General features: G+C 47.9%; 18 protein-coding genes. 8 read left to right on the top strand and 10 right to left on the bottom strand.

The window, feature by feature from the left end:
• Nucleotides 1-2: 2 nt before the first annotated feature.
• Complete coding sequence (locus DXN05_RS12690; protein ID WP_116847650.1) at nt 3-1757, bottom strand: TonB-dependent receptor; 1755 nt, start codon at nt 1755-1757, stop codon at nt 3-5.
• A gap of 26 nt (nt 1758-1783) precedes the next feature.
• Nucleotides 1784-4825: a tetratricopeptide repeat protein gene (locus tag DXN05_RS12685; RefSeq protein ID WP_116847649.1), complete on the bottom strand. Its 3042-nt coding sequence runs from the start codon at nt 4823-4825 to the stop codon at nt 1784-1786.
• Between the two features lie 156 nt (nt 4826-4981).
• Here DXN05_RS12685 and DXN05_RS12680 point away from each other — a divergent pair, with 156 nt between their 5' ends.
• Together DXN05_RS12680 and DXN05_RS12675 are read left to right on the top strand one after the other, a co-directional pair.
• Entirely contained in the window at nt 4982-5392 is a 411-nt protein-coding gene (locus tag DXN05_RS12680) for a DoxX family protein (RefSeq protein ID WP_116847648.1), read from the top strand.
• A gap of 118 nt (nt 5393-5510) precedes the next feature.
• Nucleotides 5511-5924 carry an acyl-CoA thioesterase gene (locus tag DXN05_RS12675; protein WP_116847647.1) on the top strand — a complete coding sequence of 138 codons (414 nt, stop codon included), beginning with the start codon at nt 5511-5513 and terminating at the stop codon, nt 5922-5924.
• Nucleotides 5925-6059: 135 nt separating this feature from the next.
• On the opposite strand, the gene dacB is transcribed toward DXN05_RS12675, so the two are convergent.
• Nucleotides 6060-7475 carry a D-alanyl-D-alanine carboxypeptidase/D-alanyl-D-alanine endopeptidase gene (dacB, locus tag DXN05_RS12670; protein ID WP_116847646.1) on the bottom strand — a complete coding sequence of 472 codons (1416 nt, stop codon included), beginning with the start codon at nt 7473-7475 and terminating at the stop codon, nt 6060-6062.
• 83 nt (nt 7476-7558) lie between these two features.
• On the opposite strand from dacB, the gene DXN05_RS12665 reads away from it, so the two are divergent.
• Both DXN05_RS12665 and DXN05_RS12660 read left to right on the top strand, forming a co-directional pair.
• A complete protein-coding gene (locus tag DXN05_RS12665; RefSeq protein ID WP_116847959.1) occupies nt 7559-8824 on the top strand; it encodes a CinA family nicotinamide mononucleotide deamidase-related protein in 1266 nt (421 codons plus the stop codon).
• A 104-nt stretch (nt 8825-8928) separates the two neighbouring features.
• Nucleotides 8929-10320, top strand: a complete 1392-nt coding sequence (locus tag DXN05_RS12660; protein WP_116847645.1) for a dihydrolipoamide acetyltransferase family protein — start codon at nt 8929-8931, stop codon at nt 10318-10320.
• A gap of 52 nt (nt 10321-10372) precedes the next feature.
• Here the strand turns inward: DXN05_RS12660 and DXN05_RS12655 are convergent, their stop codons facing one another.
• Nucleotides 10373-11011: a response regulator gene (locus tag DXN05_RS12655; protein WP_211330040.1), complete on the bottom strand. Its 639-nt coding sequence runs from the start codon at nt 11009-11011 to the stop codon at nt 10373-10375.
• Nucleotides 10998-12992 (bottom strand): tetratricopeptide repeat-containing sensor histidine kinase, encoded by a 1995-nt coding sequence (locus DXN05_RS12650; protein ID WP_116847644.1) that lies wholly within the window; start codon nt 12990-12992, stop codon nt 10998-11000. The genes DXN05_RS12655 and DXN05_RS12650 overlap by 14 nt, the downstream gene beginning before the upstream one ends.
• Before the next feature lie 212 nt (nt 12993-13204).
• On the opposite strand from DXN05_RS12650, the gene DXN05_RS12645 reads away from it, so the two are divergent.
• On the top strand, nt 13205-13951 hold the full coding sequence (locus DXN05_RS12645) for a hypothetical protein (RefSeq protein WP_116847643.1): 747 nt from the start codon (nt 13205-13207) through the stop codon (nt 13949-13951).
• Between the two features lie 20 nt (nt 13952-13971).
• Entirely contained in the window at nt 13972-14595 is a 624-nt protein-coding gene (locus DXN05_RS12640; protein ID WP_147313908.1) for a carboxypeptidase regulatory-like domain-containing protein, read from the top strand.
• 67 nt (nt 14596-14662) lie between these two features.
• Here DXN05_RS12640 and DXN05_RS12635 read toward each other — a convergent pair whose 3' ends face one another.
• The gene (locus tag DXN05_RS12635; protein ID WP_116847641.1) at nt 14663-15382 is read right to left on the bottom strand and encodes a hypothetical protein; all 720 of its coding nucleotides are present in this window, start codon (nt 15380-15382) and stop codon (nt 14663-14665) included.
• Between the two features lie 113 nt (nt 15383-15495).
• Complete coding sequence (locus DXN05_RS12630; RefSeq protein ID WP_116847640.1) at nt 15496-18456, bottom strand: alpha/beta hydrolase family protein; 2961 nt, start codon at nt 18454-18456, stop codon at nt 15496-15498.
• Between the two features lie 221 nt (nt 18457-18677).
• On the opposite strand from DXN05_RS12630, the gene DXN05_RS12625 reads away from it, so the two are divergent.
• Nucleotides 18678-19061 carry a hypothetical protein gene (locus tag DXN05_RS12625; protein ID WP_116847639.1) on the top strand — a complete coding sequence of 128 codons (384 nt, stop codon included), beginning with the start codon at nt 18678-18680 and terminating at the stop codon, nt 19059-19061.
• A gap of 218 nt (nt 19062-19279) precedes the next feature.
• Complete coding sequence (locus DXN05_RS12620) at nt 19280-20107, top strand: SMP-30/gluconolactonase/LRE family protein (RefSeq protein WP_116847638.1); 828 nt, start codon at nt 19280-19282, stop codon at nt 20105-20107.
• Between the two features lie 231 nt (nt 20108-20338).
• On the opposite strand, the gene DXN05_RS12615 is transcribed toward DXN05_RS12620, so the two are convergent.
• From DXN05_RS12615 to DXN05_RS12605, 3 genes are all read right to left on the bottom strand, one after another.
• Nucleotides 20339-21241 carry a DMT family transporter gene (locus tag DXN05_RS12615; RefSeq protein ID WP_116847637.1) on the bottom strand — a complete coding sequence of 301 codons (903 nt, stop codon included), beginning with the start codon at nt 21239-21241 and terminating at the stop codon, nt 20339-20341.
• A gap of 49 nt (nt 21242-21290) precedes the next feature.
• The gene (locus tag DXN05_RS12610) at nt 21291-22088 is read right to left on the bottom strand and encodes a polyprenol monophosphomannose synthase (protein WP_211330039.1); all 798 of its coding nucleotides are present in this window, start codon (nt 22086-22088) and stop codon (nt 21291-21293) included.
• Between the two features lie 92 nt (nt 22089-22180).
• The gene (locus DXN05_RS12605) at nt 22181-22951 is read right to left on the bottom strand and encodes a 3'-5' exonuclease (protein ID WP_116847635.1); all 771 of its coding nucleotides are present in this window, start codon (nt 22949-22951) and stop codon (nt 22181-22183) included.
• Nucleotide 22952: the final 1 nt, after the last annotated feature.

Below are 22952 nucleotides of genomic sequence, written 5' to 3'. Positions count from 1 at the left end.
GCTTATTTCGCTGTTTGACCAAACGAATATACAACTCCTCCCAAAACATTGGTACCCAGTACCTGGTACTGGTGCCAGCGTTCGTATTTGTTGTTAAACAGGTTGTTTACCTGCAGCCATATGTTTAACCTTGGCAAAACCGTGAACTCCGCACCCAGGTTCAGGTCTACAGCAGGGTCTTGCTTGCCGGCGCCGAACGATTTGTTGTAATAACGCGGTCCGTCCCAGAAAAACACATCGCTTTTAAAGGTAAAATCTTTTACCACCTGCCAGCGCAGCGAGCCGTTTATTTCCAGCGGCAGCAAACCCCAGGCTTTCTGGTTGTCTTTCAGGTTGGTGTACTGGTTGTAAGAGAAACCACCCAGTAACGAAAACTTTTCCTGCACAGTATAACCAATCTCGGCATGCAAACGCAGATCGTTCATGCTGTTTTCGTTTACCACGTTGAATGAATTGCCCAGCAGGGTATCGTTTACAAACAAGGCCTGGTTGCGTATCTGCAAATAAGATACACGGGCGTTGTAGGTAAAGTGCGCACCGGCCGATCCTTTAAAACCTGCATACTCTTCACCCAGGCGGGTATTGGTTAAAAAAGTGGGCTGCAGCAACCAGGGGTTGGTGGTTGACAATGACTGGTAGGTATTTTTATTATAAGAACCTACCCAGCCTGCCTGCAGTACAAAACGCTCTTCCACGATGCGGGCATCTGCGGTAAAATTAGGCAGCAGGTGAAAAGCGCCGTTATCCCACGAAGGCGTAACGCCGGCAACCAGCTTAAAATCGGGTGTTTTAAACTGCAGGGCAGGTGTTACATAAAACAGGTTGTTGCTGATGTTCTTTGCAACCGAATCTCTTTTATAGCTCGTGATATCTGCCCTTACACCCAGGTTAAAAGCAAATACTTTAGAGAAGCTTTTCGATAAAGGCGCATCCAGCACAAAGCTGGCTTCCCTGGCATGGTTGTTATCAGAGAAGGCGTTGGCAGCGATGGTGGGATTGTAATCAATGCCGTATTCGTTTTCCTGTTTATTGCGCAACCCTACCTTGATACCGAAATTAGTATACTGTTGTTTCAGGCTGTCTTTGCTGTACGATTTCAGTGTATCGGGTGTAAAACCATACCGGTACTGGTTGGTATTGCGGAAGAATACGGTGCCATTCCATTCCACATTATCGTTTGGCGTAAAAATGCCGCTTACCGATGCGCCTGTTTTGCGGTATTCCTGGAAAGGCAGGCTGCCTTTTGAAGAAATATGATCGGCATTTACATTCACCAGTGCTTTGGAAGGATCACCGAATGACAGGCCTACCTGTGCAAACGGCGTGGTGTAGTTACCGAAGCCCAGTTTCACATAACTGCTGTTGTCCCAGCGCAGGGCCGAATCAGGATTCAGCGCCAGTGGTTTCAGGGTAGCAGGCTGGTAAGTGAAAAACAGGTTTTGTGCAGGCACACGGTATTGCAGTTTGGGCAGCTCCAGGTCGTTCACCGGCGTAGCCGCACTGAAATTTATTTTAGAAGCATTGCGCAGCGATGGTTTGAAAGACGAGGTAATGGTCACGGTTTTAGACTGTGTTACATCATCGGGTGCTGCTTCTTTTGCAGCAGGTTTGTTTGCAGCAGGCTTTGCCGTGCTTTTGGCCGGTGCCTTTTTTTGCGTTTGCTGTTTGGCAGCCGTTTTACGATGGGTTTGTTTGCGTTGCGCCCATACAGCGGTAGTGGCACAAAGTAAAACAAGTATGAAGATGCTTTTTTTCATTGTTCAATGTTTGTCCGGTTCGGCAATTATTGTTGCACTACTTTACTGTTTTTGTTTTTCTCTGCTACCACGGCATCCAGTTTTTGCTGGGCTTCCTGTTTCAGTTCAGGTGTTGTGGCATTTTCGGCTACACTTTTCAATGTTGCTTCTGCATTGAAATAATCCTTCTCTTTAAAATATACATCACCCAGTAAAATATAGGCTTTGGTAATCCAGAAATCGTACGATCCGGCTTTGTTGATTACCTCGAATCCTGCTTTCTCTGCTTCTTTCAGCTTGCCTTGTGTGTTGAATATTTCAGCAATGCGGTAACGCGCTTCTGCAGCGTATTCTGATTTGCCGAGTGAGACCACGTTTTTGTACGCAGTGGCTGCTTCATCCAACTGGTTGTTTAACTGGCTGGTTTTGGCAATTACCATATTGGCCATCATTTTGTCATCGGTAGCAATGCCTTTCTGCTGCAGCAGTTCCTGCGCATTTGGCGCCGCATCGGTAAACTGGCCCAGTTTGTACTGGCAGCGCAGTAAACCGCGCATGCTTTCCAGTTTGTTATCCTGCTGGTTGGCTATACCACGCAGCTGTTTAAACAGTTCTTCTGCTTTGGCGTAATCCTTTTTCTCGAAGTAATAAATACGTGCGGTTTGCAGCACACTCTGCTCTGCGTATTTGTTGGGTGCTTTGGCATTTACGGCTTCGTAATGTTTCAGCGCATTCACAAAGTCTTTCCTGGTGTTGTACAGTTCGGCCACCTGGAAATTCGCATCCAGTGCATAACGGCCGTCAGGGAATTTGGTGGTGTAGCTTTCCAGTGTTTGCAGCGCAGTAGCCTGGTCGTTGTTGTTGTAAGGAATAAGGGCCGCGGCATACGTCAGTGAATCTTCTTCAGAATAACTTACGTTTTTGCCGTTCTGGCGCATAAAGCTTACAAACTCGCCGGTTTTCTGTTCGCTGATAAATATGTTGCGTACATAATCAACCGCCGCATCACTTTCAGGTGAGTTGGGGTAGGCTGCCACCAGCTTTTTAAAGTTGGCCAGCGCTTCGTCGTTTTTGTTGAGGTTGAAATAAGCCACACCCAGTTTCAGGTAGGCTTCCGGTTTAATGGAACTGGCTTTGGGGTCGGCCAGTACTTTGTTCAGCGGTGCAATGGCTGCATCAAAGTTTTCACTGGCAATATGGGTATTCGCAATTTCAAGGTTGGCGTCTGCAATCAAACCACTGCTGGGGTAGCGTTGGGCTACAGACTGCATAAGGTTGATTTTTTCGCTGAAATGGTTGGCCGCACCGGCGATCACCGCTTTCTGGTATAAGGCATAATCAGCTGCCGCAAGGTTATTGCTGATCACCACATCGTACAGCTGCTGGGCCTTGCTGTATTTTTTCAGCATAAAATAACAATCCGCGCCGCGTACAAATGCATCCTGCTGAATGCCGGTAGAAGCTGCACTTACCGAGGTGGCAATGCTTTCAAACTGCTGCAGGGCTGCGGGGTAGTTTTCCTGTCGCAGGTAGCAATAACCCAGTGCGTAGCGCGCATCGGTTACGTTTACCTCTCCTGCAGTCACTGCATTGGTCATATAGTTTTGCAGGTATCCTACTGCTCCGTCAATATTGCCGGTACGGTAAGCGATTTCCCCTTTCCAGAAATAGGCCAGCGGTAATTGCTGGGTATTGTAAGGCGCATTGAATATTTTGGTGAGCAGTTCATCGGCCTGCAGTATCTGCTGGTCGTTGATCAGCTCTACGGAACGGCCGTACAAAATACGCGGGTATACTTTCTTTACTGATTCACGATCCAGGCCCACATTCTGCGCCAGGCTCAGCGCATCTTTGTAGTTGTTGGTATTGGCCAGTACACTTACCAGCAGTTCTTTCGCTTCATTGTTGTAAGCCGATTTCGGGTAGTTGGCAATAAACTCCTGTAATTCGGTCTGCGCCACATCGGTATAACCCAGTTCTGCACTTAGTTTGGCATAGTGAAACCTGGATATTTCTTTCTGCACGGCATTGCTGCTGTTGAGTGCGCAAAACAGGAATGCGCTGCGGGCACTGGGTTTCTGGTTTACTTTCAGGTAAGCATCTGCCAGCAGGTACATGCTGTTCTGGGCCAGCGAATCTTCCTTGCCGCCCAGTTCTTTGAAACCAGAGATGGCTTTGTCCCATGAACCGGCTTCATAATAACAATAAGACAATTCATACAAATCTTCCCTGCGTACTTTTTCGGTATGGGCTACATATTGCTCCAGGTAAGGCAGGGCCTTGTCGTATTCTTTTTTCTCAAACCATGCATGCCCTACCAGCTGGCGCAGCTGCACATCGTAGTACTGGCTGCCCTTGCCCAATGCTGCCGCACCGTACTCAATGGCTTTGTCTTTATCGCCGTTGAAATAGTAAATCTCGGTTACGTAATATGGAACAATGGTTTTATAATTGGGCTGGTTTTCTACCACGCGAAACGCGGTTAACGCTTCTTTATAATTTTTCTGGTAGAAACAGATAAAACCATAGTAGTAATTGGCGTCGATATAATTGGGGTCAGCAGGTATCTGGCGGATGGCGTTGAACAGCGGGATGGCGTCGTTAAAACGCTGCATGGTAAAATAGCCATATGCCTGGTGAAACTTCATGTCCGCAATCTGGCGGTTGCTCAGGTTATCAAAGCCTGCCTTTTCGTAATAGGTATTGGCTGCAACATAATCCTGCTTGCGGAAATAGTATTCACCCAGTTCAAAACACAACAGCTGGATGCGGGGTGCATAGTGCTCCAGGTCAATAAACTCAACAGCTGCCTTCGCTGCGGTGGCATCATCCAGCTTCAGTCCGCAGGCAATGGCGTAGTATTTCGATTCTACCTGTATGGTAACCGGTATGCTGCTGGTACGGTTGTTTTCATCATACAGGGTTTTAAACAAAGGGTATGCGAGGCTGTACTGCGCTTTCTGGTATAACTCCTTTGCCTGCTTAAAATCAGCATCCGGATCTTCATTGGCTTTGGTGGCCTGTGCATTCAGCTGTGCAGCATTGAGTAACAGCGCAAATGCAATACCCACCCTGATTTTACTATTCATAGTTGGACGAACGACAATTTTCAGAAATTATTTTAAACAGATTCTTAATTATACAAAAAATTGGTCTAAAGGTAACAATGATCACTGGCAGACAAAGACTGTTCCACTATTTGTGGATAAACATTCCAATCCTTTATTTTTGTGCAAATGCTTTGAATGAGAAAATTTTTATCAACCAACTACAGTGACGGCGCTTTTAATTTTGCGATGCTGTTGCTGCGACTGAGTTTCGGAGCCCTTTTAATAGTCAATCATGGCATCCCCCACCTGATGCATTTTGGTTATTACGCACACAATTTTTATAATTTACTGGGCATTGGCTCACGCAATTCGCTGCTGCTGGTAATTTTTGCCGAGGTATTCTGCAGCATTTTCGTGGTATTGGGCCTGTTTACACGCCTTACTGTTATTCCGCCATTAATTGTAATGCTGGTTGCCTTGTTTATGGTACATGCCCATCAGCCATTCGAAAAATCTGAGCTGGCCGTGTTGTATGGTACTGCCTTTATGGCCATCCTGTTCTGCGGACCAGGCAAAATCAGCATCGACGGCATGACCCGGGGATAAAAAGTTCAAAAGTTTCAACGTTCAACTGTTCCATTGTTAAGCACATCCAGCAACCGGCACAGGCAAGCGTTGAAACTTTTTGAACATTTGAACTTCTTTAACCTTTGAACTGAAAGAAATGTACGAATCAACAACACAGGTGCGCGTGCGCTACGCAGAGACAGACCAGATGAACGTGGTTTATTATGGCAATTATGCCCAGTATTTTGAAGTGGGCCGCGTAGAAAGCATACGACAGCTGGGTTATACGTATAAAGACATGGAGCTGGAGGGCGTAATGATGCCCGTGGTGGAACTGAATGTAAAATACCTGCGCAGCGCCACCTATGATGACCTGCTCACCATCAAAAGCACTATCCGCGAACTGCCTACCGATCACCGCATTACTTTTCACCAGGAGGTGTTTAACGAAGCAGGCAAGCTGCTTACCTCAGGCACTGTACTGCTCTATTTTCTCGACACCGCTACCCGCCGCAGAACACAGATGCCACCTGCATTGCATCACCGGCTGGAGCCGTATTTCGTTCAATAGGTTCCATTGTTCAATAGGTTCAATGGTTTTATTGTTCGTTGGTTCGTTATTTATCGTTCATGTCGTTTGGTTAAGCAGCCTCTTTGCTTGTTTTCTCCTTTGCGACCTTTGCGGTTAAAATATGTACGGTATTCATCACTTCAGTTCATTAAGTACGGTATACATCTGCTGCACCACGGCCTGGGCCGGGCCGTCGAAATTGTTTACGATAATGGCGAAGGTGTAGGGAATACCTTCTTTGGAAGTATGATATCCTGCAAAGGCCTTGGAGCCACCGATAGTGCCGCTTTTCATGTGCATGCGGTTGTACAGGGGCAAATCGGCAAAATAATGATCAAACCACGGCTGCTTACGGGCAAACTGCAGGGCGGTTACCAGGGCATTCGCCGTAACACGGTTCTGTGGCGACAAACCGCTGCCGTCCTGTATTTTTAATGCAGACGGTTCAATTCCATTGGCCTGCCAGAAATTGCGCAGCAAGGCCACTCCTTCTTCTGTAGTGCCTGTTGTACCTGCATTGCGGGCCAGTGTTTTAATAAATGTTTCCCCGTATAAATTGATGCTCTTCTGCAAAAACCAGTACACCAGGCTATCGAGCTGCGGCGAGTACATGGTATCGAGTACACGTGTATAAGCAGGGATGGATTGTTTGTTGTTAAGCAGCTCCCAGCCTGTTTCTACTGTACCGTTTACGGCAACATCCTGCGTTTGCAGGTACTGCTGTAAATCAAAACCAAACTGCCTGCCGGGGTTGGGCATAGCGCCGGATATGGCAAAACGGCCTGCGCCTGCGGGTATGGTGCCTTCTGCAAAACCTGCATCGGCATAGGGCGCCAGGTAAATATAACTGTTGTCGCCGCTGCCTGCTTTGCCGGTGGTGATGCGGTTGAGCAATTCCACCTGCTGCAGGGCAGGTTTGGTGCCGATGACCTGTGCGGTGTCTCCCTCTTTGGCGCCTGGTTTCAGCTGCAGATCGTACTGGTTTTCGTTCCAGTTTAAACCCCAGGTGCCTGCACCATAGTAGTTGCCTATGTCTTCCCATATCCAGCCGCCGGGTATGGGCTGGTAGCTGAATGCGGTATCGCGTACCACCACGTTGCCTGTTATACGCGTAATGCCTTTGCGGCGCAGCACGGCCGAAATATGTGCCAATACGCTGTCACGGTGTGTTCCTGCATAACGCCAGCTGCCGAAACTCGGGTCGCCTGAGCCTGCAATCAGCAGGTCACCATTAAGTACGCCGTTGCTGATGCTGCCATTGTGCGCCAGCAGCGTGGTGTAGCGGTAGTTTTGTCCAAGCAGGGCCAGCGTGGCCGTGCTGGTGAATATTTTCTGGGTGCTGGCAGGGGCCAGACCGGTATTGCCATTGTAATCGTATATCACTGCACCTGTTTGTGCATTCACTACATAAAAGCCCATGATCGCGTGTTTCAGCTTTGCATCGGCTGTTATGCGCTGCACTGCCTGCTGCAAACGTTGTTTTATGGGCTGGGCGTAAAGAATAGTACTGCAGAAATTCAAAACAAAAAGCGCTGTTACAATCCGCTTCATAAATGCCGGTTATTTTTGGTAACCGCCAATGTACCACATTATTTTATACGCTGTGTTTTCTGCACTTCTTTTACCTTTATAGCATGAGCCAGTTAACCAATGCCGCCATTATCACCATAGGCGATGAATTGCTGATAGGACAGGTAATAGACACCAACAGTGCATGGATAGCGCAACAGTTGAATATGCATGGTTTTCATGTGCAGCGCCGTGTTGCAGTGGGCGATGTATGGAACGAAATATGGCGTGCACTGGATGAAGAAAGTGTGGGTGCGGATATTGTTCTTATTACCGGCGGACTGGGCCCTACGGCCGACGATATTACCAAGCCTTTGTTATCTGAATATTTCGGCGGCAAGCTGGTGCTTGACCAGGCTACGCTGGATCATGTGACTTACCTTTTTGAAAAAGTGTTCCGCCGTCCCGGCCCCATGCTCGAACGCAACCGCAAACAGGCCGAAGTGCCCGATGTATGTACTGTATTGAAAAATGAAGTGGGTACAGCGCCCGGTATGCTGTTTGAAAAAAACGGCAAACTGTTTTTCTCGATGCCGGGTGTACCGCATGAGATGAAATGGCTGATGGAACATCAGGTAATTCCCATTATACAACAACGTTTTTTTCCAGGCGCTATTGAGCACCGCACCATATTAACACAGGGTATCGGCGAATCATTCCTGGCCGAACGCATCAAAGATTTTGAAGAAGCACTGCCTGCACATGTAAAACTGGCCTACCTGCCCGGTTATGGCATGGTTCGTTTGCGTTTAACCGCCCGCGGCAACGATCCTGTATCCCTGAAAAATGAAATAGACCACCTGCACCGCGAATTGCAGCTGCTGGTAGCCGATGTGATGGTGGTAAATGAAGACTTTACCATGGAACAGGTGGTGGGCCGCCTGCTGAAACAGCAGGGCAAAACCGTATGTACGGCCGAAAGCTGCACCGGCGGGTATATTGCCCATTTATTAACTGTTCACCCCGGTTCTTCGGCTTTTTTCAGCGGCAGCGTGGTAAGCTACTCCAACAGCATTAAACAACAGGTGCTGGGCGTAAGCGAAACCACCCTGCAAACTGCCGGCGCGGTGAGCGAAGCCACTGTATTACAAATGGCAACACATGCCAGGGAATTAATGCATACCGATTATGCAGTAGCCGTATCGGGCATTATGGGGCCCGACGGCGGCACCGCCGACAAGCCCGTGGGCACCGTTTGGATGGCTGTATCCACACCGCTGAAAACAGAAGCTAAACTGATTCAGCTGCGGTTTGACCGGCGCAGGAACATTGAATTAACGGCCATACAGGCACTCAATATGTTGCGTATGGCGATATTACAAAACACGTAGCCGTTTATTCGGTCAGAACCTTTACTTTTGACGCCGGAAACGATTGCGGTGCACGGCATTTGCTTTGCATATACACACCATATTGATAGAAAAAACTGAATAGCATGGCAGTTGTAGATTTGGTTATGCCCAAACTGGGTGAAAGCATTATGGAAGCCACCATTTTAAAGTGGCACAAGAAACCCGGTGACAGTGTTCAGCAGGACGAAACGTTATTGGAAATAGCGACTGACAAGGTGGACAGTGAAGTGCCTGCTGCCAATGGCGGTATACTCACCGAGGTCTTGTTTAAAGAAAATGATGTAGTGCCCATCGGCGCTGTAATTGCACGCATTGAAACCAATGCCGCAGCTACTGCAGCACCACAGCCGCAGGCTCCCGCTGCACCTGTACAGCAACCGCAGCCGGCAGCTGATTTTTCTGTGGAGCACGAGGTACCCTATGTACCCCAGCCCAAACCAACACAGTTACCTTCAGGCGCCCGTTTCTACTCACCCCTGGTTTTGAATATTGCCCAGAACGAAGGCATCAGCCTCAGCGAACTGGAACAGATTCCCGGCACCGGTGCAGAAGGAAGGGTTACCAAAAAAGATATTCTGCAGTACGTTGAAACCAGGGGCCGGCAAAATGCAGCACCTGTACAGCAACAGCAGGCACCACCGCAGCAGCCTCAGCAACCTGTTGCGCAAACTGCTACCCAGCCTGCCGTACCCCAGCCCGCAGCCACACCAACCCCTTCCGCAGAAATTGTGCACGTACAGTCTGCCGGCAATGGTTACGGTGACAATGTGGAAATCATTGAAATGGACCGTATGCGCAAGCTTATTGCCAAGCACATGGTAGATAGCAAGCATACCAGTCCGCATGTGACCAGCTTTGCCGAAGCCGACGTAACGCATATGGTACTGTGGCGCGACAAGGTGAAACAGGAGTTTGAAAAAAGGGAAAGCACCAAAATCACGTTTACCCCGCTGTTTATCGATTGTATCGTTCGCGTGCTGAAACGCTTCCCCATGCTTAACAGCTCGCTTGACGGGGACAAGATCATTATAAAAAAAGACATCAATATAGGCATGGCCACTGCATTGCCTACCGGCAACCTGATTGTGCCGGTTATACGCAATGCCGATTACCTGAACCTGGTTGGCTTAAGCAAAGCAGTAAACTCACTTGCTGCCAGTGCCCGCACCAACAAACTGCGCCCGGATGATACACAGGGAGGCACCTTCACCCTTACCAATGTAGGCAGCTTCGGCAGCCTTATGGGCACCCCCATCATCAACCAGCCGCAGGTGGCTATACTGGCAGTAGGCGCCATTAAAAAACGCCCCGTGGTAATTGAAACAGAGCAGGGCGATACCATCGGCATCCGCCATATGATGTTCCTCTCACTCAGCTACGATCACCGTATTGTAGATGGCGCACTCGGCTCTACCTTCCTTACCGAAGTGGCCAAAGAGTTCGAAAACTGGGATCAAAACAAAACACTGCCTTAACAGCAGCACACATAACAAAAACGCGGGCAACAATTATTGCCCGCGTTTTTATTTACAACAACTGGTGTTGTGTCGCGGCTTTAATTAATGCGGCGGCATTTTTTACCCCGAATTTCTGCATCAGGTTTTTGCGGTGTGTTTCTACGGTGAGCACACTTAACAACAGCACCGCGGCAATCGCTGCATTGGTTTTACCATCTGCAATCAAATGCAGTATTTGTTTTTCTCTTTTGGTGAGCGGTAGCACGGGCTCCAGTTCCCCGGCAGATGGCCTGGCCATGATTTTCTTTACCTCTGTGCTAAAGGTAATCTGCCCGTTCAGCGCCTCTTCCAGGCATTGCATCAGCTCGGGTGCTGCAATATTTTTTAACAGGTAACCGCTGGCACCGTTTTGCAACAGCTGCATTATCACCGCGCGCTCGCTGTGACTGCTGAATGCCAGCACACAGGTGGCGGGCGACAGCTGTTTTATTTTCCTGCACAGTTCTGCGCCGTTAATATCGGGCAAGGCAATATCCAGCAACACCACCTGCACCTCATTGTCTGCCATAAAATCGATAAACGCAGCACCGGTGGTAAAAAAGCCTGCGATACTGATATGCGGTTCCTGCGCAAACAGCCGCTCCAGGCCATGCAGCACAATCGGGTGATCGTCTACAACAGCCAATTGAATCCATTTATCCTGCAACATCCAGTTCAATGTTTATGGTGGTTCCTTCATTCGCAGCAGCCTCTATTTCCATTTTGCCTCTCAGGTAATCCACACGTTTTTTAATATTACGCAACCCGATACCTTTTGCACGTGCCATCAGTGCCATATCGAACCCCCTGCCATTGTCTTCTACCGTGATATAAAAAGTATGTTTTGTTTGTGTGCATTGCAACACAATGCTCGATGCATGTGCATGCCGCAGGGCGTTGGAAAGCATTTCCTGCACCATACGGTAAATCGTGATCTGTGTTTGCCTTGGCATATCGTTGCTGATACCAAAGGGCTGAAACGAGATGTGCACTGCTTCCCTGTTCACCGATTCGCAAAGCTCACGCAGGGCCGGTTCCAGCCCATACTGCAGCAGCGATTCGGGCATCATATTGCGCGCAATACGGCGCAGTTCGGTAGATGACTGGTCAATTTGCGACATAATGCGGCTCAGCTCATTGTTCACCGGCTGTGCAGCAGGCAGCAGCGTGGAAAGGTTAATTTTGATCCCTGCCAGCATACCGCCCAGCCCATCATGCAAATCGCGTGCTACACGTTCTCTTTCATTTTCTTCTCCCTGTAATAAAGCTTCACTCACCTGCAGTTGTTTTTGCTGCTCGGCTTCTTTTAACTGCTGCTGGTGATTGCGCTGCTGTTGTGCAGCCAGCTTTTTATTTTTCCGGTTAAGTACCATCGCAAACCCGGCAATCGCCAGCAATAACAACGCCAGCACGCCAAGTAACCAGCTCAATAACCTGCCATTGCGGGCAGTGAGCAGGGCTTTTTCTTTTTCTGCAGCCAGTACGGCGATCTGCTTTTCATTTTCCGACTTATTGAATTTAGCTTCCAGCTCGTGCATGTTTTTCTGCAGGTTGCTGGATTGCAAACTATCGCTCAATACGGCATATTGCTGTGACCACCTGTAGGCTTCGCCCATCAGTTTCAGCGAGGCATTTACCATGGCCATTTGCTGGTAAATGGTTCTGCGGTTGTTGACATCGGCTGACAAGGTGCCTTCGTTCAGCAGTTCCAGCAGCAGCTGTTTGGCAGCCTCATACTGCTTCGATTCCTGCAGGATATTGTATTTCCTGAACACCAGCATCTGCAGCAGCTGTTGCTGGTGCAGTTTCTTTGCCAGCGGTATGCCTTTGTTGAGACTGGCCATGGCGCTGTCAAATTCATTGGCCATGGTATAGTAGAGGCCTTCGTTGTAATAATAGTTGGGATAGTTCACCGATTCAGGAAAAGGCGCCAGCAACTGTTTTGCCTTGTCCAGGCAACGTTTGGCCTCTGCCTTTTTCTTATTGTAAATATCATTGCCGGCAGCAGAGAGGTAGGCCAGCATCAGCGTGGTTGATGTGGGGTATTTGCTTTCCAGCAGGGCAATGGCCTTGTTGTTGTATTCTTCTGCCTTATCAAAACGGCCGTTGTACATGAACAAGGTGGCGAGCTGCGTGTAATACAAGCCGATCTTTTCATCGGCTCCTGCCTGTTCCGCAAGCGGGATGGCTTTATTCAGCCAGGTATCGGTAACAAACGCATCCCCTTTTTCAGCACGCAGCATAATGGCATAATTAAACCATGCCATGGACCGCAGCAGCAGCGCATCCTTATCGGCAAACGGCTGCAATGTTTGTGTGGCTTTCAGAAAAGCAGCGCCTGCCTTGGCCTTGTCTGTATTAAAATAAAACTGGCCTTCGTAAAAAGGATAGCTTGCCTGCAGGCGCGGATATTTTGCAGCGAATACAGCGGCCTGGTTAAGAAATGCACGTCCCTTCAGTGTGTCTTTCCCGCGCCAGTAATCACCCAGTAAAAAACTGATTCTTGCTTTCGCACTGTCTGTACCTGCTATCTGCAGCTGGTGATTCAAACTGTCGGTATACGCCTGTTCATTCAGCGGAAGGGGCGACTGGGCAACGCTATACAGGCCCGGGCCCACGGTTAGCAACAAGAGGAATAAGATGCGGGTCATAAGAACTAAAATAGCAATTATTGACGAATGCAGATCAACATGGATATGATTTATGCACAGTTATGGCGCAGAAACTACCAATAATCCGGTAGAAAAAAACACAACACTGCTGGTATTGCCTGGCCGGTATAGTGCCCATAGTTTTGCCGCACAAAATTGCACCGGCTTGCCGGTGTCCGCAAAACACCCGCTAAATATTAAACACAGATAGCATGATGAAACCAATCAGCGCCCTGGCAACGCTTACCTTGCTGGCCGTACTTTTACTTACGAACTGTTCCAAAAAAAATGACAGCCCTGTTGCCCCGCCTGCAAACGCCGGTTGTATGTCCGATCAGCTTTCATTAACGGAAACAAATGTTACCGATGCCACCAGCCAGCATACTGCGCTGATTACGTTCGACGTAAAAAATACAGGTACCACCAACTATGATGTGGCCGGCGGCTCAAACGCGGTGTACGTTAAATTAACCGTAACCACTACCAATGGTAAAACCTATGCCACGCAAACCATCTTACCGGTATCCAGTGTTGAAGCAGGGAAAATCGCATCTGCCGCTGTAATGGCCGACTATGGCGCAGGCAACCAATACAAATCGTATAAGGTAGACCAGCTTTACTGCGTTGCAGGCGGCACACAGCCTGCCGGCGCCTGTTTTGCAGATCAATTGAAATTAAACAGCACCGCTGTGCAAGACGCCACCAGCCAGCATACTGTGCTGCTCACCTTCGATGTGAAAAACAGCGGCACTGCTGATTATGATGTAGCCAAAGGCTCACGCCCCGTTTATGCAAAAGTTACGGTAACTACCACCAACAATAAAAGCTATTCCACAGAAAGCATTTTACCCGTAAGCGCTGTAGCGGCAGGTGCTACAGCATCTGCTACGCTGATGGCAGATTATGGCGCAGGCAATAGCTACCAGTCGTGGAAACTGGAACAGGTATATTGCAAATAACGTCCCGGAAAAATTGCAAGATGAAACATCCGACAATGAATAATACCCTGAAACACCTGCCTGCATTGCTGGTATTGCTGTTGCTGTTTACTGCGCAGGCGCGGGCCCAGTATGTACAGAAAGAAAGAGATGATACCATCCGCATGATGCCCAAGGCGCCTTTTGATACGCTGGCGGCAAGGGCCGCACTGGCCGAAGGAACAGGCACTATTACCGGTGTTGCTTTTACCCGTCAGAAAAATAACATGGCCATTAAAATGGGCAACCGCATACTGGCGAATAAAATTAAAATACTGCTGTTCCCTGTAACGCCTTACCTGATGGAATACCTGGAGTTGCGCAAAAAGGAAAACCACCGCAAGCTGAAATACGTGTACCTCTCTCCCGAAGCATTCCGCTTCAGGCTGGAGGCCATTACCAACAGCACAGGTGAATTCACTTTCCCTAAAATGAAGCCCGGCAAGTATTACATACAAGGTGTGCTGAACTGGTACACCACCGGCTCGTACAACCGCTATACAGGCAGCGATTACTACACCAACTATTACACACGTGAGTATTACACCACCGATCACTCTGACCTGCTGGAAAAATTTGTGGACGTGAACAGTGAAGGCGAAGTGGTATCTGTAAAATTAAAATAACAACAACCATTGTGCCGGCGAAAGCTTGTTTACCTATGACGAACACGCTTTGGGCCGGCACTTTTATTTAAGCGGCATTGGTGGTAATATATCTTACCAGGCTGCGTTTGGCAATAGGCAATAATGTTTCTTCAATGGGATAGGTTAATTCTGTTTCCACCGCATATACCGCCGGGTTGGGCAGTTCCTTTCTTTTTTTAATCAGTTCCCGTTTTATGCAGCTGTAACTGTTGGCTATGCTGCGCTGCCAGCTGTCGATATATTCTGTTCTGATACTCCGGAATTTCTCATCATGTTTCTCAAAAATGCTGAGGCGGTAATGATAAACCAGTGTATCCCTTGTAGCCGTTTTGGTTAAAAAGAAATACCCCTCATTCAAATCGAGCGGTATTAAACCGATAGGAATAATATTGATCTGGTTTTCTACAAACTCATAAATTTCCGTACCGCTGGTAATGGTATTTTTCATTTTGCCGGCAGCATAGTGAATAATGGCTTCCAGCTCCTGCATCAGTTCATCATCTTCTACAATCTGCTCGTACAGCAACTGCAGTTTTTCCATTTGTATGCCGGTAAGCCGTTTGGGAAACTGCTCCTGCAAAAACTTCTTGTTCTCCCGGAAAGCAACGAGGTTGTTGTAGTGAAAGATAAGGTCACCCAAATGGGGATAGAGTTTATTGGCGTTGAAATAGCTGTCAATTTCTTTGAGATAGGCCAGTAAAATATACTTTTTCAGCTCAAAATCAATATAGCCATCCGCGAACCATGTGTCCGATAATGATTTCATACGCATCCTGATTTTCTCTTTAGGAATTTACGAAAAAAAAGCCGGAAAGCAGGCATAAAAAAGCCCCGGCTTTGCCAGGGCTCTTTTTGTACACATCTTCCATTGAAGCCTGTTTATTTACTGCTTTCCAGTGCCCAGGTGCGGCCTTTCATTACAGCAGGCACACCATCGGTAATCCATTTGGGAGCTACAGCGCCCTGCAGCAGCCAGTCAAAATATTCCTGTTCGCGAATCTGTATGTCTTTGCGGTTACGGCGTTCTACCAGGTTGTGCGCTTCACCATTGTAGTTCAGCAGCCATACCGGTTTGTTTAAACGGCGCATGGCTGTAAAAAATTCAATACCCTGGTACCACGGCACTGCACCATCTGCATCGTTCGACATGATGACGAGTGGTGTTTTTACTTTCTGCAAATGAAACAACGGCGAGTTCTCTACATACAGTTCCGGTTTTTCCCAGATGGTAGCACCGATACGGCTCTGCGTTTTCTCGTACTGGAACTGGCGGTTTAAACCACTCTCCCATCGTATGCCACCATATGCGCTGAACATGTTTACCACCGGCGCACCGGCCCATGCCGCCGCATACAGGTTGGTTTGTGTAATCAGGTAAGCGGTTTGATAACCGCCCCAGCTTTGTCCCTGCAAACCTATTTTGGTACTGTCGACAAAGCCTTCCTTCATTAATGCGCGTGTGCCGCTTACAATGTAATCGTACGCGCTTTTGCCCGGGTGACCGGTTGTATACCAGATATCCGGCACAAACACTATATAACCGCGGCTTACAAAAAACGGTATGTTCAAACGGGAAGGCGTGGGTGCAGGCGCCTGGTAGTTGTACAGTGTATTGTTGTTGCGCTCGTAGAAATACACAATCATCGGGTATTTCTTTTTGGGATCAAAGTTTTCAGGTTTATATAACACGCCTTCGGTTAGTTTGCCGGTATAGGCTTTCCATTTATACAACGAAGCCGTACCCCAATAGTATTGTGACTGCTGCGGATTGGTTTGATACAGCTGTGCAGCCAGTGTTGTATGCCAGCCCGGCATTGATTGTACCGAATCGGCCCTGTTACCACTTATCAGCAGTGCCGGAGATTGTGAAAAGCTTTCTTTCACCCACAGGTAAACACCCGCCTCTTTTGCTTTTACCAGGCTGCTGCTGTTGACGGTATCGGCCGATATGCGCTCCAGTCTGGCAGGCAACTGCTGCAGCACGGCTTTTGAAAAACCGCTCAGCTTGGTGGTTTCATCATACACCCAGAAACAGGCGGGTTTGCTTATGTCAATGCCGTGTTCTTCTTCATCGGTTTTAACATAACGCACGCGCTTTTTACCTTCCTGTACAAACACGGGCACAGCAGCCTTTTTACCATCGGGTTGTACAGCGTACACATTGTATTGATCATATATGTACACCAGCGAATCATTCTTTGCCCAACCCATAATGCCATAGGGATTGGGGTCATCCGGCACATCGTTCTCTACATCATACAATGGCGTTCTGGTATTGAGCACTACCGGTGTACTGCTGTGTGTTTCGCTGTTGTATAAGGTATAGCTGCGTTTTCTGTCGTGGTACAACAACAAGTATTTACCCGTGGCAGAGGGATACATATTGCCCTTGAAATTCTTTTCCACCAGGCTGCGTTTGCCTGTTGCAGCATCTATGGCATACACATCGCTGAAGGTATATCCCTGCCATTGTGCGGCTACCCTGCGACCTGTATCGGTAGCTGCGTAAAATACATTGCCGTTTAACTCATCGGTGAGTTCTATATTTTTAAACTGCTCATCGGCCAGCTGTATCACTGAATGGTTTTGCCAGTTGTATACCGCGGTATAAGATTTTTTAAGATCGCGGTTCAGGTTGTACAGCTGCACGGTTTGCAGCGCATCATCTTTATAGTTCCAGATATCTACGCCTGCACGTTCAAATTCAGGCAGCGTGGTATCTTTCGGCGGCAGTATGGGCGCGGTACCCAGGAACAACCTTGCACCTGATTTGCTGAAACGCAGTGTGGCATTTTCACTAATACCCCAGCCCGCAGGCACGCCGCTGGTATTGCGGTCTGCCAGTAAGGTAGCACTGTCCATGCCGGGTTTATAGTACCATAGTTTAAACAGTTTCTGAACGGCTTTTGTGCTGCTGTCGCGTTCTGCAGTAAAGGCCAGTTGCGTACCGGCCTCATCAAATGCCAGGCTGTGTGCGTCGTGCAGTTTTACCATCACGGTATCGGTAGTGGCTTGTTGCAGGTGGTACCACAGCACATGCGCCTGCGAAGTACTGTCGCTGTTTTTACGCGTACTGTACAAGGCCAGGGCTGTACCGTTTTTATCAAATGCAAAATCACTCACCAGGGTAAAGGTTTTTTCTTCACCGGTGAGTAAGTTTTTTAACAACAGCGTGGTGCCTTCTTCTGCGGCATCTTCTGTTTTGCTTTTGGCGTTTGTTTCTTTTTTGGCAGCATTCGCGGTAAAGCCGTGCTGCTGTATGCCGGCAAGTTGTTTGCGCAGGCTGTCTGCCACATGGGCAAGACTGTCTGCCGTGCGTGCAAGCTGCGCCACACGGGTGGCAGAATCGGGCTGGGCAGGTGTTTCGGGTAGTGCTTTTTCAAGCAATATACCCAGCCAGCTGCCTTGCTCTTCGGGTTGTTTGTATTGTTTTACCCTGGCAATTTTCACCAGCGTACGCGTAGTAAGGTTGTACAATGCCAGTGAATCTTTCGGCATATCTTCCGGCTTCTTCTTTTTAATGCGTGCATCACGGATATCTTTATACGGCGGTTTTATTTTGCATACCACGTAACCGTCATTGCCCGCAAACGCCGCATTGTAGCCACGCGGAATAACAAACCCGCCGGAAGCACCCACCTGTGCAATCACCAGCCTGCTATCGCCTTCCTGTACATTTACGGTGTACACTGCATACTTGCCATTGTTACTGATAATGCGTTCGCCGAATGATTCCCATTGATCATACACAGCATGGTCGAGCACTTTTTTTTGTGCGGAAGAAAACAGGAAGCAGCAGAGTAATGCTGCAACAAACAAAACTTGTTTCAACAGTTGCATAAGCAGGGTTTATTTAGGGGATCTTTTATCCCTTCTGATACATAGCAATAAAGCTCAATACGATGAAAGTAACCGTAAAATAATACACCTTACATATACCCTGCTGAAAATCACGTTAAAACCGGCTGTTTATCGGTTAATGCACGCTATGGCCGTATTAACTTATTACTAACAAAGCTCCGGCCGTTATTCCGCGGCATAAAATTGGCCACATTTGCGGCATGTACCACATCGTCAGTCAATCCGGCCAGCCGCAAGCGGTTTTATACAACAATGCCATTCTTGAACTGGATACTTACCAGCCATTGGGCATTATTCTCGGTAACAGTGTGTACGGTTTATACGCGCAGCCATGCGGCCGTATTTTTAAAGGTCATATCCGTTCTGTTTCGGGGCATTTACTGGGTAAGCTGGTAAAGGATGAAAACATCGTTGTATCCGCTGAAACCGTGCAGCATTGCATGCAGTTTGCCTGGCAGGTGATTGCGCAGATGCAGGGCGACGGCTGTTTGTGGGTAGATGATCTGCACAACTGGCACCATTTATCCCTGCTGCATATTTTAACCCAGCAATCAACAGCAGAACCGGTAATGGCGGTGCATTAAAAAAGGGAAAGTTGAAACAATCCCTTTACTGAGAAAACCAACTACTTGCATCAGCCGTTAGCACTGGCTGATCATTAAAAATATTTCTTCCACAGCCGTCGGCAGCAAATTTTACACGAACCGCGTTTCCACGCCAATATTGCTTAATAACCTGCATAAAACTGCGTGCGTTACAGGTGCGGTTTTATTTGTAAGTTTAGTGTGTAAAAAACCTGCTTATGAAACCCGGATTAATTGCTATACTCGCCTTTTTTATTGTAATGAACGCCGTTGTTGCCCAGCACTCCCTGCAACCGCTCTGGAAAACCGACAGTGTACTCGCTATCCCCGAATCAGTTTTATACGATGCACAGCACAACCTGCTGTATGTGTCACTCATCGACGGGCAAGGTAATACCAAAGATGGCAAGGGTGGTGTGGCCAAACTGAGCCCTGAAGGCAAGATCATCGATACGCTTTGGATCACCGGTCTTAATGCACCCAAGGGACTTGGCAAACATGGCAACACACTTTATGCAGCCGACCTGGATGAGGTAGTGGAAATTGATATCGCCAAATCGAAAGTGATCCGCAAAATACCGGTACCGCATGCCATTTTCCTGAATGATATTACCGTAGACGACAAGGGCATTGTGTATGTATCAGACACCCGCACCAACAAGGTTTTCTGTATTAAAAACGGCGTTCCCGAAATTTATATCGACAATATAACCAGTCCCAATGGATTGCTTGCGCTGAACAATAAACTCTATGTACTCTCAGCCGGCAGCCTGGTTGAATTTGATGCTGATAAAAAGCCCACTGTGCTGTTCACCGGTATGGAGAAAAGCACCGACGGACTTGTAGCCACCACTCCGGGTAATTTCATTGCTTCTGCCTGGATAGGTGTTATTTATTCCCTGCAGGCTGGCCAGCAACCCCAGGTGCTCATCGATACCCGCTCTATTAAAAAGAATACTGCAGATATTGAATACAATGCTGCAAGCCGTGTGTTGTACGTGCCGACTTTTAACGGTAAAAGCGTGGATGGGTACCGGGTGAACTGAGATCCAATTTGAAAATTTGAGAATTTGAAAGTGTGCAAATTCAAAACCGAAGACCAATAGCCGAATAATTGAGATCACCCACTATTCAATGTCGTTTAGTGAAGCATTATGTATTTTTAACCGCAAAGATCGCAAAGGAAAAACACGCAGAGGACACAGAGAAGCTGCTTGACTAAACGGCATCCACTCACGACTGACGTCTGACTATTCACTATTGACTATTCACCGGCATCACTGCCTGCTCACCACAACCCGCTGCTTCAACTTTTTGCCCAGGCCCATGAGGCGGAACATTTGTAACGCTACTGCTACAAGTATCAGGGCGAAGCCGATGTAAAAATTAGGGCTCAGGCTTTTGTTTTCCTGGTATACCACAAACGCGAGAATAATGCCGTACACCGGCTCCAGCGTAAGCGTGAGGTTCATGGTGAAGGCGCTTAGTTTTTTCAGCGTGCTGATGTATAAAATAAAAGTAAGTATGGTACATGCCCAACTCAGAATAACCAGCCATAACCAGTCCCAATGCTGGGGCATCAGGCTGGGCGCAGGAAACAGGTGATTGTACAGGGGCATCAGTAGGGACAAACCAATAAAACCGCCTGTTAACTGGTACAGGGTAATGGACTGCGGCTCGTAGCCATCCACAATTTTTTTATTGAGCACCGACACCAGTACCGTAAGCAGGGATGCCAGCAGGCCAATGTAAATGCCTGCAGAAAAAACAAGGTTGGAGAAGTAGATAATCGCAATGCCCGCCAGTGCAAACATGCCCAGCACCAGTTCAAGCAGGTTAATTCTTTTCCTGAAAAAAAGCGGTTCCATCAGCGCGGAAAAAAGTCCGGATGTGGCCAGGCAGGTTAAGGCAATAGATACGTTGGAATACTTGATGCTGCCGTAAAAACACAGCCAGTGCAGGGAAAGCAGTGTGCCGATAGAGGCTATCTTGATAAAATCGCGCAGGGCAATTTTGCGTACTTTACCGGTAGCCGCGAACAGTACCCATAACGATACAACAGTAATGGCCAGGCGCCACCAAACCAGTAAACCTTCATTTAAATTAATCAGCCGTCCCAATACGCCGGTAAAACCCCATAAAAAAACAGTGAGATGCAACCTTAACAACGCAAATTTCATGGCACGAAGTTATTGCATTTTAGCGAGCGTTGAGGTAAGCCGGTGATGATTATCGTGTTACAACAGGTTCTTCCGCTTTAACGCGGTTTACCTTTACCTGCGTGGTATCACTTTTTACCCTGCGGCGGTAATTTTTGAAGAGGCTTTGCCATTGTATCTTCAATACACCCAGCACACCTTCCTTGATAATGCCCTTGCTCATTTTGCTCACGCCTATCTGGCGGTCGATAAATACAATGGGTACTTCTTTAATGGTGAAACCGAGCTTCCAGGCGGCAAATTTCATTTCTATCTGGAAGGCATATCCAACGAAACGGATCTCGTCGAAGTTGATGGTATCGAGTACTTCTTTTTTATAACATACAAAGCCGGCAGTAGGGTCGTTCACCGGCATCCAGGTAACCAGTTTGGTATAAATAGCGCCACCGCGTGAGTACAGGTGACGGTCGAAAGGCCAGTTTTCAATTTTGCCACCGGGCACATAACGGCTGCCTACGGCAACATCACCACCTTCATATTTGCAGGCATGATACAGGCGTTCCAGGTCGTTGGGGTTATGCGAAAAATCCGCATCCATTTCAAAAATAAACTGGTAACCCCTGTCTGTAGCCCACCTGAACCCGTGAATATAGGCGGTACCCAGGCCTTGCTTGCCCTGGCGTTGTTCCAGGAAGAGCTGGCCGGGATAAACGGAGAAAAGCTGTTTCACTATGTCGGCCGTACCATCCGGTGAACCGTCGTCGATCACAAGCACATGGTACCCCTTGTTCAAACCAAATACGGCCTGAAGAATCGGAGTGATATTCTCTTTCTCGTTATATGTAGGTATTATAACTAACTTTTCCAAGGGGTGTTGCATGCAATAATCGAAAAGTCAAAAATAAAGTTTATCTGTCAGAATGCTTCAGTATTAATGTAAAGGTTTTGCCAAAGGGGTATTTAGGATTTCTTTAACAAATTCCTGTTCAATATTTCTGTGAGCTTTTGCTTGGTGTGCAGGGAAAAATCGCCCTTCATCATCCAGTCGTAATACTGGGGTTCTGCCTTCAGCACTTCTGTTACTGCACGGCCTTTGTGTTTACCGAAATTGAATATTTCTACCCCGTTTACGCGGATAAAACGGCGGGCAAAGTCTACAATATCGTCTTCACCGGTAAATTTCACGATAGATTCAACGGTATTGCCAATATTGGGATAACGCTGCACCTGTGCATCCAGCACCTCCCAGGTGGCAGTGGCATCGGCCTCGGCGCTGTGGGCAGATTCGAGGGTTTTGCCGCAGTAAAATTTATAGGCTGCGCTCAGGTTACGCTGTTCCATCATATGAAATACCTTCTGCGCATCTACCATTTTACGGTTATCTACACTGAATTCCATTCCTGAACGTAAAAATTCCTCTACCAGCATCGGCACGTCGAAACGGTTGCTGTTGTAGCCGCCCAGGTCGCAGTTTTCGAGAAACTGTTTCACCTCGTTGGCTATCTGTTTAAAAGTAGGCGCATCCTTTACCATATCGTCGGTAATGCCATGCACGTCTGACGAGCCGGCAGGGATGGGCATTTGAGGGTTGACCAGCTTACGCTTTACCTGCTGACTGCCATCGGGGTTGATTTTAATAATGGCGATTTCCACAATACGGTCAGTACCAATATTTACCCCTGTAGTTTCCAGGTCAATGAAAGCCAAAGGACGCGTTAATTGCAGGTTCATG

Source organism: Deminuibacter soli, from assembly GCF_003412455.1.
Classification (GTDB): domain Bacteria; phylum Bacteroidota; class Bacteroidia; order Chitinophagales; family Chitinophagaceae; genus Deminuibacter; species Deminuibacter soli.
Note: the sequence above shows the minus strand (reverse complement) of the source record. Positions and strands in the feature narration are given on the sequence as shown.

Coding starts and splice junctions, on each gene's coding strand:
- DXN05_RS12605 (WP_116847635.1), bottom strand. CDS start 22,951: ATGAACCTGCAATTAACGCGTCCTTTGGCTTTCATTGACCTGGAAACT.
- DXN05_RS12680 (WP_116847648.1), top strand. CDS start 4,982: ATGAGAAAATTTTTATCAACCAACTACAGTGACGGCGCTTTTAATTTT.
- DXN05_RS12640 (WP_147313908.1), top strand. CDS start 13,972: ATGAAACATCCGACAATGAATAATACCCTGAAACACCTGCCTGCATTG.
- DXN05_RS12675 (WP_116847647.1), top strand. CDS start 5,511: ATGTACGAATCAACAACACAGGTGCGCGTGCGCTACGCAGAGACAGAC.
- DXN05_RS12630 (WP_116847640.1), bottom strand. CDS start 18,456: ATGCAACTGTTGAAACAAGTTTTGTTTGTTGCAGCATTACTCTGCTGC.
- DXN05_RS12620 (WP_116847638.1), top strand. CDS start 19,280: ATGAAACCCGGATTAATTGCTATACTCGCCTTTTTTATTGTAATGAAC.
- DXN05_RS12650 (WP_116847644.1), bottom strand. CDS start 12,992: ATGACCCGCATCTTATTCCTCTTGTTGCTAACCGTGGGCCCGGGCCTG.
- DXN05_RS12660 (WP_116847645.1), top strand. CDS start 8,929: ATGGCAGTTGTAGATTTGGTTATGCCCAAACTGGGTGAAAGCATTATG.
- DXN05_RS12665 (WP_116847959.1), top strand. CDS start 7,559: ATGAGCCAGTTAACCAATGCCGCCATTATCACCATAGGCGATGAATTG.
- dacB (WP_116847646.1), bottom strand. CDS start 7,475: ATGAAGCGGATTGTAACAGCGCTTTTTGTTTTGAATTTCTGCAGTACT.
- DXN05_RS12615 (WP_116847637.1), bottom strand. CDS start 21,241: ATGAAATTTGCGTTGTTAAGGTTGCATCTCACTGTTTTTTTATGGGGT.
- DXN05_RS12635 (WP_116847641.1), bottom strand. CDS start 15,382: ATGAAATCATTATCGGACACATGGTTCGCGGATGGCTATATTGATTTT.
- DXN05_RS12685 (WP_116847649.1), bottom strand. CDS start 4,825: ATGAATAGTAAAATCAGGGTGGGTATTGCATTTGCGCTGTTACTCAAT.
- DXN05_RS12655 (WP_211330040.1), bottom strand. CDS start 11,011: ATGTTGCAGGATAAATGGATTCAATTGGCTGTTGTAGACGATCACCCG.
- DXN05_RS12645 (WP_116847643.1), top strand. CDS start 13,205: ATGATGAAACCAATCAGCGCCCTGGCAACGCTTACCTTGCTGGCCGTA.
- DXN05_RS12690 (WP_116847650.1), bottom strand. CDS start 1,757: ATGAAAAAAAGCATCTTCATACTTGTTTTACTTTGTGCCACTACCGCT.
- DXN05_RS12625 (WP_116847639.1), top strand. CDS start 18,678: ATGTACCACATCGTCAGTCAATCCGGCCAGCCGCAAGCGGTTTTATAC.